Consider the following 15946-nt stretch of genomic DNA (forward strand, 5'->3'; position numbering starts at 1 on the left):
CGGTGCCGGGTACGAGGGCGCGGAGTTCGACAGCCCCGCCACGCTCGCATCGACGGCGGCCGGCCCGGCACCTGACCATGATCAGCAGATCGGGGTTGGAAACCGGGCAATACACGGCTACGAGGCCCCAATTGACGATCGTCACCGGGCAGACGGGTCGACCGAATCAGCCTCTCACCGCGTCATCGGACACCGTGTGCGGTCGTCGCGGCCGTGGTTCTTCGACCGGCCCGTCCACCTCGGCAAGCATCTCGCGCTTCCCCGCTTCGACCGCGGCCTCCCCGCCCGCCCGGGCGACGTGCTCGGCGCGGATCTCGTTCCAGGCTGTGTAGCCGGTCACCGTCGTTCTTCCTCCTCCTGGACTCGCTCCTTGAGGTAACGCTCGTAGCGCTGTTCGGCCAGCGGGATCGCTGGCGATTGTCCGACGTGGTCGATCGAGGCGCACATCCGTCTGCCAGTGGATGACCTTGCCCCGATCGACCGGCTTCGTCAGATCCGGCGCGCTCGGGCGAGCCAGGCGGGCAGGTCGACCACGTCGCCGACGTGGCGGCCGAGGGCGGCCGCGTGGGTGTCGTGGACGATGACACCGCGATACGTGCTGGGTTGCAGGTCTTCCACGACCCATCCGTCCCCGAACGCCTCCCGGATCACCGTGTCGCTGATCTGAGGTCCGAAGCCCGGACCGGTGTCGGCCAGCGCGAGGACGTGCACTCGCGCGTCCCGGCGGCAGGCGCGATGCAGACTGCGCACGTATCGGGTGCGTTCCTCGGGACCGAAGATGTGGAACAGCGCGCTGTCGACGATCGTGTCGTAGGCCGTCTCGGGTACCAGCGCCAGCGCGTCGGCGACCTCGAAGCGGGCGGTGACGCCGCGCTGCGCGGCGTTGGCGCGGGCCTGTTCGATCGCGTGCTGCGAGGAGTCGATCCCGACGACGTCGTAGCCGAGCCGGGCGAGGTGGATGGTGTGCTCGCCGGTGCCGCAGCCGGGATCGAGCACCCGTCCGCGGATTCCTCCGCTGCTCTCCAGGGTGACGATCGCCGGCTGCGGTTCGCCGATCACCCATGGCGCCGTGTGGGTCAGGTAGGCCTCGTCGAAGGTGCGGCGTGGCGGTGTCGCCCCGCCTGGTGCCGGCGCGTCGGCGACGTCCTCCCTATCGATCTGTCCGGCGGGGTTGTTGTGCTCGTCCTCGGTCAAACTCATGAGGCGACCGTAAAAGCTGAAGCGCAGTGCAGGTCAAGAGCCGGCTGCGCGGACTCGTTCTCCCTGACCGGGCGTAGCCGGTAGGTTGCGGGCCGTCCCGTTTGCGAGGAGTTCGTCTCGTGTCCGCCGAGTCCACCGAGCACGCGATCGGCATCGATCCGCGCCAGATCGCGGAGGTGCTCGTCTCGCTGCCCGGCGGCGCGGCGCGGCGGGGGTCGGGCTATCGGGTCGGCGCATCCGCGGTGCTGACCGCCGCGCATGTCGTGGCCGGGGCCGAGTCCGTCCGCGTCCGGTTCGATGCCGACCGGCCGGGGGAGTGGTGCACGCAGGCGCGGCGGGTTGTCGCCGACACACAGTCGGACGTCGCCGCGATCGTCATCGATCCGCCGCCGAGGTCCCCGTTCACTGCACCCGGCTTCGGTCACGTCGCGGACGCGGCGAACGAGCTCATGGTTCACGCGGTCGGGTTCCCGCGGTTCAAGCTCAAGGCCTACGAGCAGCCCGGCGCCCACGGCGTCTACCGCGACTCACATCAGGCCACCGGCACCGTGGCGGCACTGTCGAATCGCCGCTCGGGGACCTTCGAGGTGACCGTCCGGCCACCCGAGCGGGATCCGGATCTGATGGTCTCGCCCTGGGAGGGCATGTCCGGGGCGGCGCTGTGGGCCGGTGGCCGGATCATCGGCGTGGTCACCGACCACCATCGGTCCGACGGTCTCGCACGGCTGGCCGCCACCCGCCTCGACCGCCTCGTCCAACGGGCGACCGAGGGCTCCGAACCAGCTGTGACCGAGCTCCTGGCCGTTCTCGGCCTGCCGTCGCCGCCCCAGGAACTGCCGGGCGTCGACGCCCTGCCGGTGCCGGGTCACCTCGTGACGTCGTACCACCACCAGGTCGATGACATCGCACCGGAACGGCTGCTGGGACGGGAGGCCGAGCTCGCCGAGCTGATGGCGTTCGCCGCGAGCGACGAGTCCTACGGCTGGTGGCAGGCGGAGGCGTGGGCAGGCAAGACAGCCTTGATGGCGTGGTTCGCCCTGCACCCACCACCGGACGTCGATGTGGTCGCGTTCTTCGTGGCGTCCGCGCTCGCGGGCCAGTCGGACAGTGAGGCCTTCCTCGAGGCGGCGTCCGAGCAGCTGACGTTCCTGTCGGGGCAACCGCCGGGCGCGCCGTCGACCACCGCTGCGCGGCGGCGCAACCTGCTCCCGTTGCTGGAGAGCGCGGCGCACCGCTGCCGTGACATCGGCCATCGGCTCGTGATCGTGGTCGACGGGCTGGACGAGGACACGAGCGCCGAGAGTGGCAAGGCGAGCATCGCGTCCTTGCTGCCTCGCCGTCCGCCCGAGGGTGTGCGCGTGGTCGTCACGAGCAGGCCGGACCGGCAGCTCCCCCTCGACGTGCCTGCGGACCACCCGCTGCACCGCTGTCACCGGCGATCGCTGCGAGCGTCGCCCCACGCCCATCACGACGAGGTCTTCGCGCGACGCGAGCTCCGTGAACGCCTCCGTGCCGGCGCACTGTCGGAGGACCTACTGGGCTTGATCACCGCGTCCGGCGGCGGCATCGGTCGCGACGACCTCGCCGAGCTCACCAGCTCGTCCCCGTTCGCGATCGACGAGCTCCTCCGCGGAACGTTCGGCCACACCGTCGGGACGCGGGTGCAGCGGCTCGCCGGGTCCGAAGGGAGCGCAGGCGAGAGGCGGGGCTACCTCCTGGGTCACCGCACCCTCCGGGAGATCGCCGAGCAGGAGTTCGGCGCCCGGCTCAGCCGCTACCGGCAACGGGTGCATGCATGGGCCGACGACTACCGCCGTGACGGCTGGCCGAAGGACACCCCGCTGTACCTGTTGCGCGACTACCCGCGAATGCTCGCGATGGTCGGCGACGCCGCACGGCTCACCGCGCTCGCCGCCGACGCGAACCGCCACGATCGGATGCTGGACATCACCGGCGGGGACGCGCTCGCGCTCGACGAAATCGTTCTTGCCCAGTCGGTCAACCGGTGCAAGGGCGCCCCGGACCTCGTAGCCGCTGTGCTCCTCGCCGTGCGCCGGGAGGAGTTGGTCCGCCGCAACACCGAGATCCCGGTGCGGCTGCCGGCGGTATGGGCGTCGATCGGCCGGTTCACGCGTGCGGAGGCACTGGCGCGCGGCATCCCACGGCCCGGCAAGCGCGCCGCTGCCCTGGCCGGTGCGGCTGTCGCCGCGGCGGGCACCGGGCGTGTCGCACAGGCCGAGCAGCTCGCCGCCGGGATCGACGATCCCGAACAGCGGGACTTGGCGCTCGCGGGCGTCGCTGTGGCGACGGCCCCGCACGACGTGGACCGAGCGGTACGCATCGCGCGGCGGATGGAGGGGGAACGTCGAGACTCCGCGCTCGTCCGGATCGCCTCCGCGGTGGCGTTCGCCGACCCGGGGCGGGCGATGGACCTCGTCGCCGGGATTGCTGCCTCGCCACATGCCGTGAACGCCCGCGTCGCGACGGCGGTTGCGGCTGTGGCCGCCGGCGATGTCGCCCTCGCGGAGTCCACCCTCGATGAGATCGTGCCGGCGTCTCGACGGACCAGGGCGTGGGCTGCGCTCGCTGCCGACCTCGCCGCCGCGGGCCGCATCGACCACGCCGAGGTCATCGCGCAGCACATACGCCGCTCCGGGGTACGGGTGCAGCTCCTCGCCCAGCTCACGCGGGCCGCCGCCGACCACCGCGACGACGCCGCGCTCCAGCGACTCCTCGTCGAACTGCGGCAGGCCGCCCGTGGCGCGGCGCACCAGGGCGATGCCATCGAGGTCCTGATCGAGATCTGTGGTGTCCTGCGACGGTGCGGCCGTGCCGAAGATGCGGCAGCGCTCGACGCCGACGCCGAGTACCTCACGACCCAGCTCACCGACCCTGACCAGCGGGAATGGGCTGCGATGCGGCTCGCGGTGGCCCGGGCGGGGGCGGGGGACCCCCGGGCGGCCGACGCGATGATCGAACGACTCCCCGATCCCGACCGGGTGGCGAAGGCCCTCACCTCGATCGCCCTCACCGCCGCGCGCGACGGCCGGTTGGACCGGGCGGAGGCCGCGATCCGCCGTATTCCTGCCGGACGGCACCGGATGCACGCGCTGGCCGACGTCGCGGCGGCCATCGCGGAGGCCGGCAAGGAGGTACGCGCGTCCGTACACGCCGCCGAGGTGGAGCGCATGGCGCGCCGGACGAGCGATCCGCGCCGGCTCTCGATGCTGGCGGCGCGGGTGGCCGAAGGCCTCACCGCCGTCGGCGACCGTGACGCCGCACGTCGGCTCGCGGAGCGGATCAGCGACGTCACTCAGCGCGGAACTGTGCTGACGCGAGTGGCCGAGGCCTGCGCCGAGTCGGCGGACGTCGCCACCGCCGTGGAGATCGCCGGATCGTTGTCCGAACCCGAGCGGCGCACCTGGGTGCTGGTGAGCGTCTGCACGGCGCACGGGGCGGCCGGCAGGCGACGAGAGGCGATCGAGGCGGCGTCGGCCGCGACCGCGGGGCTGGACCGGATCAACGACCGGTACTCCCGGGTGGTCGCCCTCATCCGGCTCTACCGAGCGCTCCGTGCAGTCGGTGCGGATCGACATGCCGAGCGCGTGGTCGCGGTGGCCGGCCTCGTCCTCGACGACATCGCCGACCCGAGCCAGCGGGCGCGAGCGCTGGCCCAGCTGGCGATCGCTGCTGCCGATGCAGGGGATCGGTCCCGGGCCGACGATCTCGGCAAACAGTTCGAGGACGCTCTCGCACTTCTCGACGCAGGGCGGCGCGACCGCGTCCTCGCGCGAAGGGCCCAGATGCTCGCGGAGGCGGGGCGCGCCGAGCAGGCTGCCGAGCTCGCCGCGGTGATCGTCGACCCTGCGCGCCGGGTGCGCGCGCTGGCCGCCGCTGCCGGCACCACGCGCGATGGGGACCGCGCATGGGCGCTGCTGAGCCGCGCCGAGGCCGACCTCGAACTCGTCGGTGATCCCGACGAACGTGCAGGGGCGTCGGGGCGGCTCGCGGGCTCGGCCGTCGCCGTCCTCCGAGCGGGCGATGAGTCCGGCCCGGCCGATCAGCGGCGCACCTGGCTGCGGAACCTGGTCGCCGAGCTGCTCATCTCGGATGCGTGGATCGAGGTCGTGCCCGTGATCGCGTGGCTCGATCGCGCCGCGTTCGATGCCGTGGTGGGGTGGCTCTCGGCCCGGGTCGGAGTGCTCGAGGACGACGAACCGAAACTCGCAACTTAATTCTTTGCAAAGTCGTGAACATCACGTCGGCACCCTGCGTGTAGGTTGCAGCGGAACCGATCACACCCGAGAGGAGGCCCGCCGTGCAGCGCTCCGGTTACCGAGCCATTGCCGTGATCCACAACATCGTGGCGGTGCCCCCGTGGGGCATCGCGGAGTCGGAGAACGACGTACTGATGAACGTCGCAGTGTCCAGGCACTGCCGCGACCGGGCGTCACGACCGCGCATGAGGATGGGCTCCAAGCCGTGACAGGCGGATCGCCATCCTGGATCGGGTCGCGAAGCCCGATGACCGGTGGCGATCCGATCACCTCGAACGGAAACAAGGGTTGACCCTGCGTCGATGACACGGCGTGACCCGGGCACGCCCGTCGTCGGGCTGTCGATCGATATGAGGGAGACGGACGGAATGGCACTGGCGCTGGCCGAAGTTGTCGCGAACTTGCGCGCCGAGCTCGCTGAGGCGATGCGCGCCGGGAAGGACGAGGAACTGCGCTTCGAGCTGGGACCGGTGGAGCTGGAACTCACCGTTGGCATCGACAAGGAGGCCACGCCCGGTGCGAAGGTCAAGTTCTGGGTCCTGGAGCTGGGAGCGGAGACGAAGCTCGGCTCCACGTCGACGCAACGGATCAAGCTCGTTCTCGACCCGCGCCATGCAACCGAGCCCGACCGGCGGCCGATGATCTCCGGCACGGAGGTGCCAGGAGAGCGGTAGGGGCCGAGACGTCACGGCCCGCCCCCATCACACGATGGAAGACGGGCCGTGACGGGCCTGTTTCGCGTCCTCAGGTCAGGACCTTGCCGCAGGCGGCTGCCACGGCATCGCGGTGTTCGTCCAGCCAGGCCAGCCGGCTGTCCTCCAGGCGGATCTTGATGTGGTCGTTCTCCGACAGGAGCTCGCCACGGACGACCCGGAGGCGTCGCCCGAGACTGCGCTTGAGCCGCTTGGCCTCCAGCAGCAGGGGCAGGGCCGTGATCTCGGCCGTGGTGGGGCGCACCTCGCGGCCGTAGGCGTCCAGAAGTTCGGCGACCCTGCCGAGGTCGAGCGCCACCTTGTGGTCGGCCTCCCCGAGGCGGGTGTACACCTTGCCGACGTCATGGACGGCGACGGCAAGGTCGAGCACCCGCACGTCGGGGTGGGCGCTGTCGAAGTCCAGCACCCCCGCGACCCGGTCGCCGTCGAAGATCAGGCTGCTGCGCCGAGCCCCGCCGTGCACGGTGACCCTGGGCAGTTCCGGGAGCACGGCGGTCAGGCGCTCGACCACGCGTGCCGCCCGAGCGTGCAGCCCGGGTTCCAGGTCGCCTTCGTCGACCCGCCTGCGCAGCTCGGAGAGCAAGATCGGCTCCCGGGCTGCGACGGGCTGATCGGCGATCAGCCGGTGGTACCACCCCAGCGTCCGGCCCAGGGCTTGCAGGTGCGCAGGCGAGCCGTCGTCGAACGGGGTGCCCTCGACGCCGCGGGTCGCGACCCACAACCGGCCGGCGATCTCCACGTGGTCGGCGCCCGTGCGCGCGGGAACGATCTCCGGAGCCGGGAACCCCCGGCTCCGGAGCAGCCGCATCAGCGACAGCTGGGCGAGAAGTTCCGCACGTGGCTTGGAACGGTACGAGCGCCGCAGGTAGTGGACACCGTCGCGGGCGAACAGGCGCAGGTGCTCGTTCTTGCCGCCCGGGACGCGCTCGACCGCCGTCCAGCCCCCGAGCGGCCACATGCCGGCGAGCTCGTCCAGCGGATGCTCCTGCCCGGTGCGGTCCAGCATGCGGTCGGCGGGCAGCGTCATGCCCCCGCCCGCCCGTCCGCGATCCGTTGGAACTCGTCGCGATAGAGCTGGAACTCCGTGTTCCCGCCGTTGCGCCAGTCGGCCTCCCCGGTCTTGATCTTGCGGTTGAGGCTGTGGAAGACATAGCGCGCCCAGTGGAAGCGCAGGTTGCGCAGCGGCATGTCGCCGAGGGCAGCGCGGTAGGCGTCGAGGAACGCGGCGCACGGCGCGTCGGCCCGCCCGACGTCACCGGTCGCCGAGTGGACGCCGAGGCGCAGCCGGTGCAGGAACTCCGCCACGTCGCGAGCGGGGTCGGCGGGGGCGCTGCGGTCCAGGTCGATGACCGTCACGACGTCCTCGGTGAGGAAGACGTGGATCGGCCGGTACTGCCCGTGACTCTGGGCCAGGATGCCGTCCGTGGTGTCCCGGGTGAGGGCGTCGAGACGCTCGAGCATGCCCAGGGCGGAGTCGATGTAGCCGGGGTGGTCGACAGCCACCTTGGACAGACGCTTGGCCAGGCTGGTGAGCTCCCCGGTGACCAGCAGCGACTGCTGGGCTCCGACCCGCAGCTCCGAACCGTGCAGTCGCGCCAACCACGACCCGGCGCGAGCGCAGGCCCTCGTCAGCTCCTCGCCGCCCCCGCTGAGCAGCTCCGACAGCGGCCTGCCCGGCGCTCCCTGGCACAGCAGGACCTTCTCCTCGCCGTACCAGGCAAGGGGCTCGACCGCCTGGTAGGGAGAGCCGGCTCCCAGCCCGGCGGCGCGCAGCGCCTGCAGCTTCGCGTGGACGGCGGGACCGTCGTCGAAGGGGAAGAGCTTGGCGAAGACCGGCGCGCCACCGTCGAGCTCGACCTGCACGGTCGCGGCCCCCGTGCCGTCCAGCTGGATCACCTTCGTCGTCCACGTCCCGCCGGTGGCGGGCGCGCCCGAGCGCAGGTGCGGCCGGACGTACCGGTCGAGGAACTCCGGGGTGCACGCCCGTGCGGCGCGATCGACCTGGCGCTCCTTCACCTGGCGGCTCTGCGTGCGGCTTTCGGTGCGGTTCATGCGTTCTCCGTCAGGGTGAAAGGGTTGTCGGACAGCCAGCGCATCCGGGCGCACTCCCGCTCCAGCACCAGCGCGAACTTCACGGCGTCCTTCGGCTGCTGGGGGATCGTCGCCTGCTTCGCCAGCAGGTTGTCGCACTTCTTCGCGATCTTGATCAGCCGCTGCGCCTGGAAGACCTCCGGCATCGCGGCGAGGTCCGCCTCCGCCAGCGGGGCCTGGCTGCGGTAGTGCTGGAGGAAGGTGCGGCACATGTCCGGGTCGATGCCGACCCCGGTGCGCCGCACCGATCCGCCGCGGCAGAACGCCTTCAGCGCGTAGGCCAGGTCCAGCCCCAGGAGGTCTTGCGCGGCCCGGTCGAAGTCGAGCACCCCGGTGAGGCGGCCCTCGCTGAGCAATACCGCGGACCGCCCGTAGGACGCGTGGATCACCAAGGACGTCAGGTCCTTCTGGCGCTCGCCGAGCTCGACGTTCAGGTGCTCCATCCGGTCGGCGATGAACCGGGCGTCCTCGCGCAGCACCACCCCGGCGTCGCGCGGCAGAAGCGGCGTCGCGACCTCGACCGCCGAGTTCAGGTTCTCCTGCCCGATCCGGCCGAGGGAGGCCAGAGCCACGGAGCTGCGCTCTGCCGAGCTCGTCAGCTCGGAGACGATGGCGTGGTATCGGCCGAGGCCCTTGGCCACCTCGGCCAGGTGCGCGGGGTCGTCGTAGCCGATACCGGGCATCAAGCGCATCACCATGTGCAGCACGCCGTCGACCTGCACCAGGATCGCGCCGTCACGGGTGCGGTGCACGGGCGGCGCGGGGTAGCCGTGGCCCCGCAGGTGGTCGATGAGCGCGCACTCGAACTCCGCCGCCTCCACCGTCTTCAGGTTGTGCGAGCGGCGCAGCACGACGTCGCCTGCGTCGGTGCGGACGAACCAGCTGGTGTTCGAGCTGCCCTTGTCCGTGCGGCGCCACGCGTGCCAGCGGCCCAGGTCGTAGGCCTCCTCCAGCACTGCGAAGAGGTGACCCTCGTCGACCGCAGCACACGGCAGCCTGCCGCCCTGGCGGTGGACCGGGCTGTGCAGCAGTGGTTCGGGGGTCGGTGCGGCGACCGGCTCCGTGACGGAGACGGCCGCGAGGACGCTCCCGACGGATCCGGTGGATCTGGCCTCCGGGTCGTTCGGCGCTGTCCCGAGCGCTGTCATGGTGCGACTCCCATCAGGTGGGTGAGGGCTGGGCTGGTTCGGTCTCGAGCTGACGGGCGGAGCGGTGCTCGTAGCTCGTCTCTTCGTCGTGCAGAGCGGTGGAGGGACCGGTGAGTCCCTGGAGCCGGCACATCTCGGTGTAGAGGCCGCCTGCGGCGATCAGCTGGTGGTGCTTGCCGCGCTCCACGACCCGGCCCGCGTCGAGGACGACGATGTCGTCCGCGGTCATCGCGGCCGCCATCCGGTGGGTGATGATCACCGTCGTGCGACCGGAGCTGACCTGCTGCAGGGCGCGCAGCACGGCGTCCTCGGACCGGGCGTCGAGACCGGTCGTCGGCTCGTCGAGCACGAGCACGCAGCAGTCCTGCAGCACCGCGCGTGCCAGCGCCAGCCGTTGCCGCTGTCCTCCGGACAGGGTCGCGCCGCGCTCGGCCAGGACGGTGTCGTAGCCGTCGGGCAACGCCAGCACGAAGTCGTGGGCCTGCGCCACGCGGGCGGCGTGCTCGATCTCGGCCGCGGACGCTCCGGGGCGCGCGTACGCGATGTTCTCCCGAACGGACGCCCGGAACAGCATCGCCTCCTGCGGAACCAGCCCGACATGGGTGTGCAGGCTGTCGCTCGTGAGGTCGCGCAGGTCCTCGTCGTCCAGGAGGACCCTGCCGCTGGTGGGATCCTGCAGGCGGCACAGCAGGGCGGCGATGGTCGACTTGCCCGCGCCTGTGGGTCCGACGACCGCGAGGGTGGTGCCCACAGGCACGGTCAGGTCGACCTCCCGCAGGACGGGATGGCCCGGGGCGTAGGCGAAACCGACCCCTTCGAGGGCGATGCGGTGGCGCGGCGGGTCCGCCACGCGGGCATCGGGGCGGTCCACGACGTCCGGAGTGCGCTTGAGGGTGTCGGCGATCCGCGCCGCGCGGACGCCTGCGCGGGTCAGCTGCGCCGGCAGCTTCGACAGCGCGCGGGTGGGGCCGAAGAAGTCACGGAGGTAGGACGTGAAGATCACCAGGTCGCCCGGGGTGAGGGCGCCCGCCAGCACGCGCTGGGCCCCGAGCCCGACGAGGCCCGCGACGGCCACGGCCACCACCGCGTCGACCGCGCCGCCGAAGAAGGTGCTGGTGCGAGCGGTGCGGAGCACGGCCGCAACGGAGTCGTCGGAGCGGCCCCGGAAACGCCGGGACTCGTGCTCCTCCCGGCCGGTGGCCTTGATCAGCTTGACCGCCACCAGCGACTCCTGCGCCACCGCGGCGAGGTCGCCCTCGACCTCGCGGGCGTTCTCCTCCACTGCCCGGATGCGCGCCCGGAAGCTGGCGACCGTCAGCATGAGCAGGGGCAGGACCAGCAGAAGCGCCACACTGAGCTGCCAGTCCAGCACCAGCAGCACGCCCACCATGCTGAGGAGCGTCAGCGCGTTGGTCGAGGCGTCGACGAGCGTGCTGGTGAGCAGCCCGCGGACCTTGTCGACGTCTCCGGTGAGACGCGTGGTCAGCTCACCGGTCGGCGTCCGCTCGTGGTAGCTGAGGGACAGCCGCTGCAGGTGGTCGTACAAGCGCGTGCGGATGGCGGCGGCCACGCGCTCGCCGACGTAGGTGAGGGCGTAGGAGCGTGCGGCGCCGACGAGGGAATCCAGGAGCGCCACGCCGGCCAGGGCCACGACGATGAGAAGGAGGATGCTCTGCACGTCCGGACGGACCGGGCCGCCGCCGGGCAGGAGCACCTCGTCGAAGAGGTATTTCAGCGGCCACGGCTTGAGCAGAGCGACGCCCGTCCCGGCGACGGCGAGCAGCCCGGCCAGCACGCACCCGGGCCACTGGGGTCGCAGGAACGGCCCGAAGGTCCGCAGGATCGTGCGGGCGGGCATCACCGTCACGGAGGAGGTGCCCGAGTGCTGCGGAGCGGGGTCGGGCCCGGAGTCGGTTCCGCTCACGGGCGCTCGCCGTCCAGCGCGGCTTCGACGGCGGCCTCCCAGGCGTCGAGCCACTCCGGCACGAACGACGTGCTCCCCACCGGGCGGACCACGAGGCGGTAGAAGAGGACCTCGGCGAAGGTGCGGGCCACGTACGCGTGGGCGGAGCGGACGGCACCCGGGTCGCCGCCGGCTGCGGCGTAGCCGCGCAGGAACGCCTCCACCCAGGACGCCGCAGCGCCGAGGTGCCCGTGCCGGGAGGCGCCCATGGTCAGGGTCTGCCCGATGAAGTGGCCCAGGTCGCGCGCGGCGGGTGCGTAGGCGGCCCGGTCGAAGTCGATGACCACGATCCGGCGGCGGTCCAGGTGGATGTTCTTCGGCTGGAAGTCCCCGTGGGTCACCACCCGGGGGCCGTCGGCCCGGGAAAGGCCGTCGAGGGTGCCCGTGGTGAGCCGGTCCAGCCGGGCGGCTGATGCCGGCAGCTCCGCGGCCAGCGCCGCGGCGTACTCGGCGAGCTTGACCTGTTCGAAGTCCTCCGCCAGGCGCGGCACGTCCGCGCCTCGGACGGCGTGCAGGCGGGCGAGCCAACGTCCGGCCCGCTCGGCGTCGGGCGCCGCCGCAGCGGGGTCACCGTCCAGCAAGGAGTGCAGGGTCGTGGACGGCGCCTCCTCCTGAGCGAGCAGCTGGCGGGTCGGGTCGAAGCCGAACGGTGCGGGCACCTGCAGTTCGGGATCGTCGAAGCCGACGTGGCGCAGGCGCGACAGCAACCGCCAGGCCGCCTCGCCCCCGCCCTTGAGGTAGCCCTTGCCGATCACCGCCAGCGGCGACGAGGGGCCGGTTCCGGAGTGCAGGGCGACGGTCCACCGCACCACCGGGCGGCTGCGGGAGGCGTGCACGACCGAGCGCATGAGCACCTCCACCCGTGCTGCGGGCAGGGCATCCAGCGGGGGAGGGGCGTTCAGCATCGACTCGGCGATCGCGAGCCGCTCGGCCTTGCGGGAATTGCCCTCCGTGTCGGCCATCGCGCCGGTTCCGGCGCTCACTGCGAGGCTCCCGCCGGGACGAGGTCTGTCAGCCGGTCGAGTCGCTCACGCCGGGCTTGCACTGCCTGGCCGGCCTCCTCGTCGTCGATGTCGCCGACGCCGAGGAGCAGATGGAACGATCGCGTCTCGGCGCGCAGGTGGACGAGCACGCCGTGCCCCGGTTCCGGACGGGTTGGCCGGCACCAGGCGGTGTCCTCGTCGGGGGCCAGGGCAACCCATGCCGTGACGTCGCCGTTGCACACGCCACGCAAGTTCCGTTCTCCGCGGCGCTCCAGGTCGGCGGCGCCGTGGCGGAGCAGCCGGTAGTAGTCCGGCGACAGGCACGTCTCGACGGTGACTCCGGGTGCGGCTGCGGGGAGGTCGTAGCCCACCAGCAGCGACGTGCTCCCGTCGTCGATGACGATCCGCTTGCGGAGCCCGTACAGCGGGCTGTCCTCCTGCACGTTCTCCAGCTCCACCATGACGGTCCCGTCCTCCGGGTGGACGGTGACCTCGTGGCGGTCGTGGACGCCGCCCTCGTCGGCGAGCGCGCCGGGATGGTTGGGCGGTATGTCCATGTAGCGGTTCAGCTCCTCCTGGCGATTCCAGTCGTCGGTCGGGTTGCCCACCACGAGGGCGCCACCGTCCCTGCCGCAGCAGGCCAGGTAGACCAGGCGCCCCCCGAACGCCGGGGCGAACACGGCGAACAGGTGCTCGTTGCGCAGGACCAGCTCGTCGGTGCCGTCGTCGTCGATGTCGGTCAGCTCCACCTCGAGCGGGCGATCGGACCGGGCGAACCACTGGGCGGCGGTCACCAGCACGGTGGCCGCGCGCGCATGGCTGGCCACGGCCTTGGCCCAGGCCGCAGGCGGGCGTCCCGGGTGGTCGGTGTCGTGCCACGCCGTCTCGTAACCCGAGGCCAGCAGGTGTTTCCAGGCGAGTGCGGTGAGCCGTGGCTCCGCTCCGGAGCTCTCCGCCCGGCTGACGGCCTCTCGTGCCCGGACGAGGTGCTCGCGGTACGGACGCCAGGCCTCGTCCTGGTCCCAGCCCCGGTAGTCCTCACCCGCGTGCCAGTCCTGGGCGAGCTCCACGAAGGTGCCGCGCTCGACGACGCGGACACCGGGGATCCGCCGCCGTCCCTGCAGCCAGTTCCGCAGTGACACCGGGGCCAGGTTCGGCTGCGCGGCGAGCCAGCGCAGGAAATGCTCGTACCGGCCCAGGGCACTGGGGTGCCAGGGCCCCACCCCGGCGGCCCGCTCCATGTCGTCCGCGTAGACCAGCACCGTGTCGTCCCCGGGAGCCGTGGGGAGCTCGGCCGTGCGGGACAGGCTGCGCCAATGAGCGTTGTCCTCCGGGGGGATCCAGTAGCGCAGGCGGGTCGACATCGGCACGACCTGCAGGCCGTGGCCGCCGGCGATGCGGTACGGCCGCAGTGCGTCGGCAGGCGGAGGAGTGGCCGGGTCGGCGCTGTCGAAGTCCGCCCGGTCGCTGGTCGCGTAGTCGCCGCCCGTCGGGTAAAGCACCCGGTCGTCGAGCAGGACGTACTGATACCCGCCGTTGGGCAGCTCCGGGTCGGTCAGCACGTCGGAGACGCGCTCGGTGTCCCAGACCCGCTCCGGGACCCAGCAGATCTCCATCTCTTCCGGGCCGCATCCGAGGTGACGCCGGTACAGCCAGAGCGCCTCACGCAGCTGGCGGCGGTTGAACTCGGGGTCGAAGGCGGTGAGGACGTTCTCCGCGTACGTACCGCCGATGAGCGAGAGCAGCCCGACGTCCCGCATGCGGCGGATGTCGTCGAGGAACTGGGGGTAGTGCCAGGCGGCCGCCTCGATCAGGGTCCCCGACAGGTGCAGGTTGACGGGGATGCGGTACTTCTCGTGCAGTCGCAGGAGAGCGGCGTAGCCCGTCATGAGGGACGTCAGGCCTTCGCGGTCCGGATAGCCGTCGGTGACCAGGAACTGGTTGGCGTGGTGGACCAACGCCAGCGGCAGGGCGCTCGAGCGGGGCCTCGGGATGTCGGGCGCCGCCACTCCGGGACCCTCTGCGGTTCGGCGCGCGCGCACGGCCTGCTGGTACATGGCGAGGTACTCCAGGGCGGGCGCCCGCCACGAGAAGTCCGCCGCCATCGCCCGCTGCTGCAGGCGCTGCCACTCGGCAGGCCGTCCGTAGACCGCGAGCGCGGTGTCCACCGCCGCCAGCATCGACGCGACCCGGCGGTGGGCGAACACGAACCCGAGACCGGTGGCCGGGTCGGAGGCGTAGTCGCGCACCGTGTCGGCCAGCCCGCCGGTGCGACGGACGACGGGGATCGTGCCGTACCGCAGGGCGATCAGCGGGGTCAGGCCGCACGGCTCGAAGACGGACGGGGCCAGGAACAGGTCCGAGCCCGCGTACACCTGCCGGGCGAGCCCTTCTTCCGCGGTCGGGTGGTAGGCCACGCTGCCGGGGAGCCGACGCGCGGCTGCCTGCAGTTCACGCCGGTAGCGGGGCGCCCCCTCTCCCATCACGACCACCTGAGCGCCGCGGTCCACGATCTGGTCCAGCGCAGAGGAGAGCAGGCCGACGCCCTTCTGCGGCACCAGCCGGGCGACCATGCCGAGCAGCGGACGGTCCGGCGCGATCTCGAGGTCGCTGAGCTTCTGCAGGACCTCCTTGTTCATCCGCTTGCCGGTCACGAAGGAACCGTCGTACTGGGTGTCGATCCAGGGGTCGTGCTCGGGAGTGAACTCCGCGTAGTCGACGCCGTTGAGAATTCCCCGGACGGCCTTGCCCCGGGAACGCAGGAGCCCGTCGACCCCGGCTCCCTGCGCCGGCGTGAGGATCTCCTGCATGTAGCGGGGGCTGACGGTGTTGACCCGGTCCGCGAAGGCGATGCCCCGCTGGAGCAGGGTGCCGGCAGGGGGGAGGCCGATCAGCTGGTCGGTGGCCACGCCGACCTGCCCCTGGTAGGCGATGTTGTGGATCGTGAAGACGACGCCCGTGCGATCGAGGGCGCGCCGGTGGGGACCCTGGCGGGCCTCCTGGGCGATCAGGCCGCAGTGCCAGTCGTTGCAGTGGATGACGTCGGGGCGCCACGAGTCCTGCGCCGCCAGGGCGGTGACGGCCTTGGAGAAGAGCACGAAGGGCAGCACGTCGTCGTCCTGGTAGCCATACGGGGTGGCCCGGTCGAACCACTCCCGGACGCTGAGGGTGAACACCTCGACACCGTCGAGCCCGGTCAGGCGCTCGACCACGATCTGCTCGGCGACCTGGCCGAACGGAACCTCGAACGTCGTCACCGGGGTTCCCTCGAGCCCGCTGTATCCGGGAATCACCAGGCGGACGTCCAGGCCCGACTCCGCCAGCGCTTTGGGCAGCGCACCGCTGACGTCGGCCAGCCCACCGACCTTCACGAATGGGTAGGCCTCAGCGCTGGCGAACAGCACCCGCTGCGGTTCGGACGGCGCTGCTTCTTCCACTGCTCGTCTCCTTCTTCGGGTACAGCTGCGCCCCACGGCAGTGGACTCGCGTCTGCCCACGCCGGTGCATGGCTATGGCTCGCCGATCCATCGGGGCGAAGCGGTGCCCACCCCCGCGACGGCGCGGGGGTACT

General features: G+C 72.0%; 11 protein-coding genes. 3 read left to right on the plus strand and 8 right to left on the minus strand.

Going from position 1 to position 15946, the window contains the following annotated elements:
• Positions 1 to 166: 166 nt before the first annotated feature.
• Together MMF94_RS05050 and MMF94_RS05055 are read right to left on the minus strand one after the other, a co-directional pair.
• The gene (locus tag MMF94_RS05050) at positions 167 to 340 is read right to left on the minus strand and encodes a hypothetical protein (protein WP_241035080.1); all 174 of its coding nucleotides are present in this window, start codon (positions 338 to 340) and stop codon (positions 167 to 169) included.
• 149 nt (positions 341 to 489) lie between these two features.
• Positions 490 to 1200, minus strand: a complete 711-nt coding sequence (locus tag MMF94_RS05055) for a class I SAM-dependent methyltransferase (protein WP_241035081.1) — start codon at positions 1198 to 1200, stop codon at positions 490 to 492.
• A 119-nt stretch (positions 1201 to 1319) separates the two neighbouring features.
• On the opposite strand from MMF94_RS05055, the gene MMF94_RS05060 reads away from it, so the two are divergent.
• The 3 genes from MMF94_RS05060 (at position 1320) to MMF94_RS05070 (ending at position 6151) form a co-directional block, all read left to right on the plus strand.
• Positions 1320 to 5435: a trypsin-like peptidase domain-containing protein gene (locus tag MMF94_RS05060; RefSeq protein WP_241035082.1), complete on the plus strand. Its 4116-nt coding sequence runs from the start codon at positions 1320 to 1322 to the stop codon at positions 5433 to 5435.
• An 83-nt stretch (positions 5436 to 5518) separates the two neighbouring features.
• On the plus strand, positions 5519 to 5686 hold the full coding sequence (locus MMF94_RS05065) for a hypothetical protein (RefSeq protein ID WP_241035083.1): 168 nt from the start codon (positions 5519 to 5521) through the stop codon (positions 5684 to 5686).
• Between the two features lie 93 nt (positions 5687 to 5779).
• Positions 5780 to 6151: a trypco2 family protein gene (locus tag MMF94_RS05070; RefSeq protein WP_241035084.1), complete on the plus strand. Its 372-nt coding sequence runs from the start codon at positions 5780 to 5782 to the stop codon at positions 6149 to 6151.
• A 70-nt stretch (positions 6152 to 6221) separates the two neighbouring features.
• Here MMF94_RS05070 and MMF94_RS05075 read toward each other — a convergent pair whose 3' ends face one another.
• The 6 genes from MMF94_RS05075 to MMF94_RS05100 are packed head-to-tail and all read right to left on the minus strand — an operon-like array spanning position 6222 to position 15812.
• A complete protein-coding gene (locus MMF94_RS05075) occupies positions 6222 to 7217 on the minus strand; it encodes a phosphotransferase enzyme family protein (protein ID WP_241035085.1) in 996 nt (331 codons plus the stop codon).
• Positions 7214 to 8242 (minus strand): phosphotransferase family protein, encoded by a 1029-nt coding sequence (locus tag MMF94_RS05080; protein ID WP_241035086.1) that lies wholly within the window; start codon positions 8240 to 8242, stop codon positions 7214 to 7216. The genes MMF94_RS05075 and MMF94_RS05080 overlap by 4 nt, the downstream gene beginning before the upstream one ends.
• The gene (locus MMF94_RS05085) at positions 8239 to 9429 is read right to left on the minus strand and encodes a phosphotransferase (protein ID WP_241035087.1); all 1191 of its coding nucleotides are present in this window, start codon (positions 9427 to 9429) and stop codon (positions 8239 to 8241) included. Before MMF94_RS05085 ends, MMF94_RS05080 begins: the two co-directional genes overlap by 4 nt.
• 13 nt (positions 9430 to 9442) lie before the next feature.
• Positions 9443 to 11353, minus strand: coding sequence for an ABC transporter ATP-binding protein (locus MMF94_RS05090; protein ID WP_241035088.1), 1911 nt, complete (start codon positions 11351 to 11353; stop codon positions 9443 to 9445).
• A complete protein-coding gene (locus tag MMF94_RS05095) occupies positions 11350 to 12375 on the minus strand; it encodes a phosphotransferase family protein (RefSeq protein ID WP_241035089.1) in 1026 nt (341 codons plus the stop codon). Before MMF94_RS05095 ends, MMF94_RS05090 begins: the two co-directional genes overlap by 4 nt.
• Positions 12372 to 15812, minus strand: a complete 3441-nt coding sequence (locus tag MMF94_RS05100; RefSeq protein WP_241035090.1) for a glycogen/starch synthase — start codon at positions 15810 to 15812, stop codon at positions 12372 to 12374. The genes MMF94_RS05095 and MMF94_RS05100 overlap by 4 nt, the downstream gene beginning before the upstream one ends.
• Positions 15813 to 15946 lie beyond the last annotated feature (134 nt).

It is taken from the genome of Pseudonocardia alaniniphila, assembly GCF_022524485.1.
Lineage (GTDB): Bacteria > Actinomycetota > Actinomycetes > Mycobacteriales > Pseudonocardiaceae > Pseudonocardia > Pseudonocardia alaniniphila.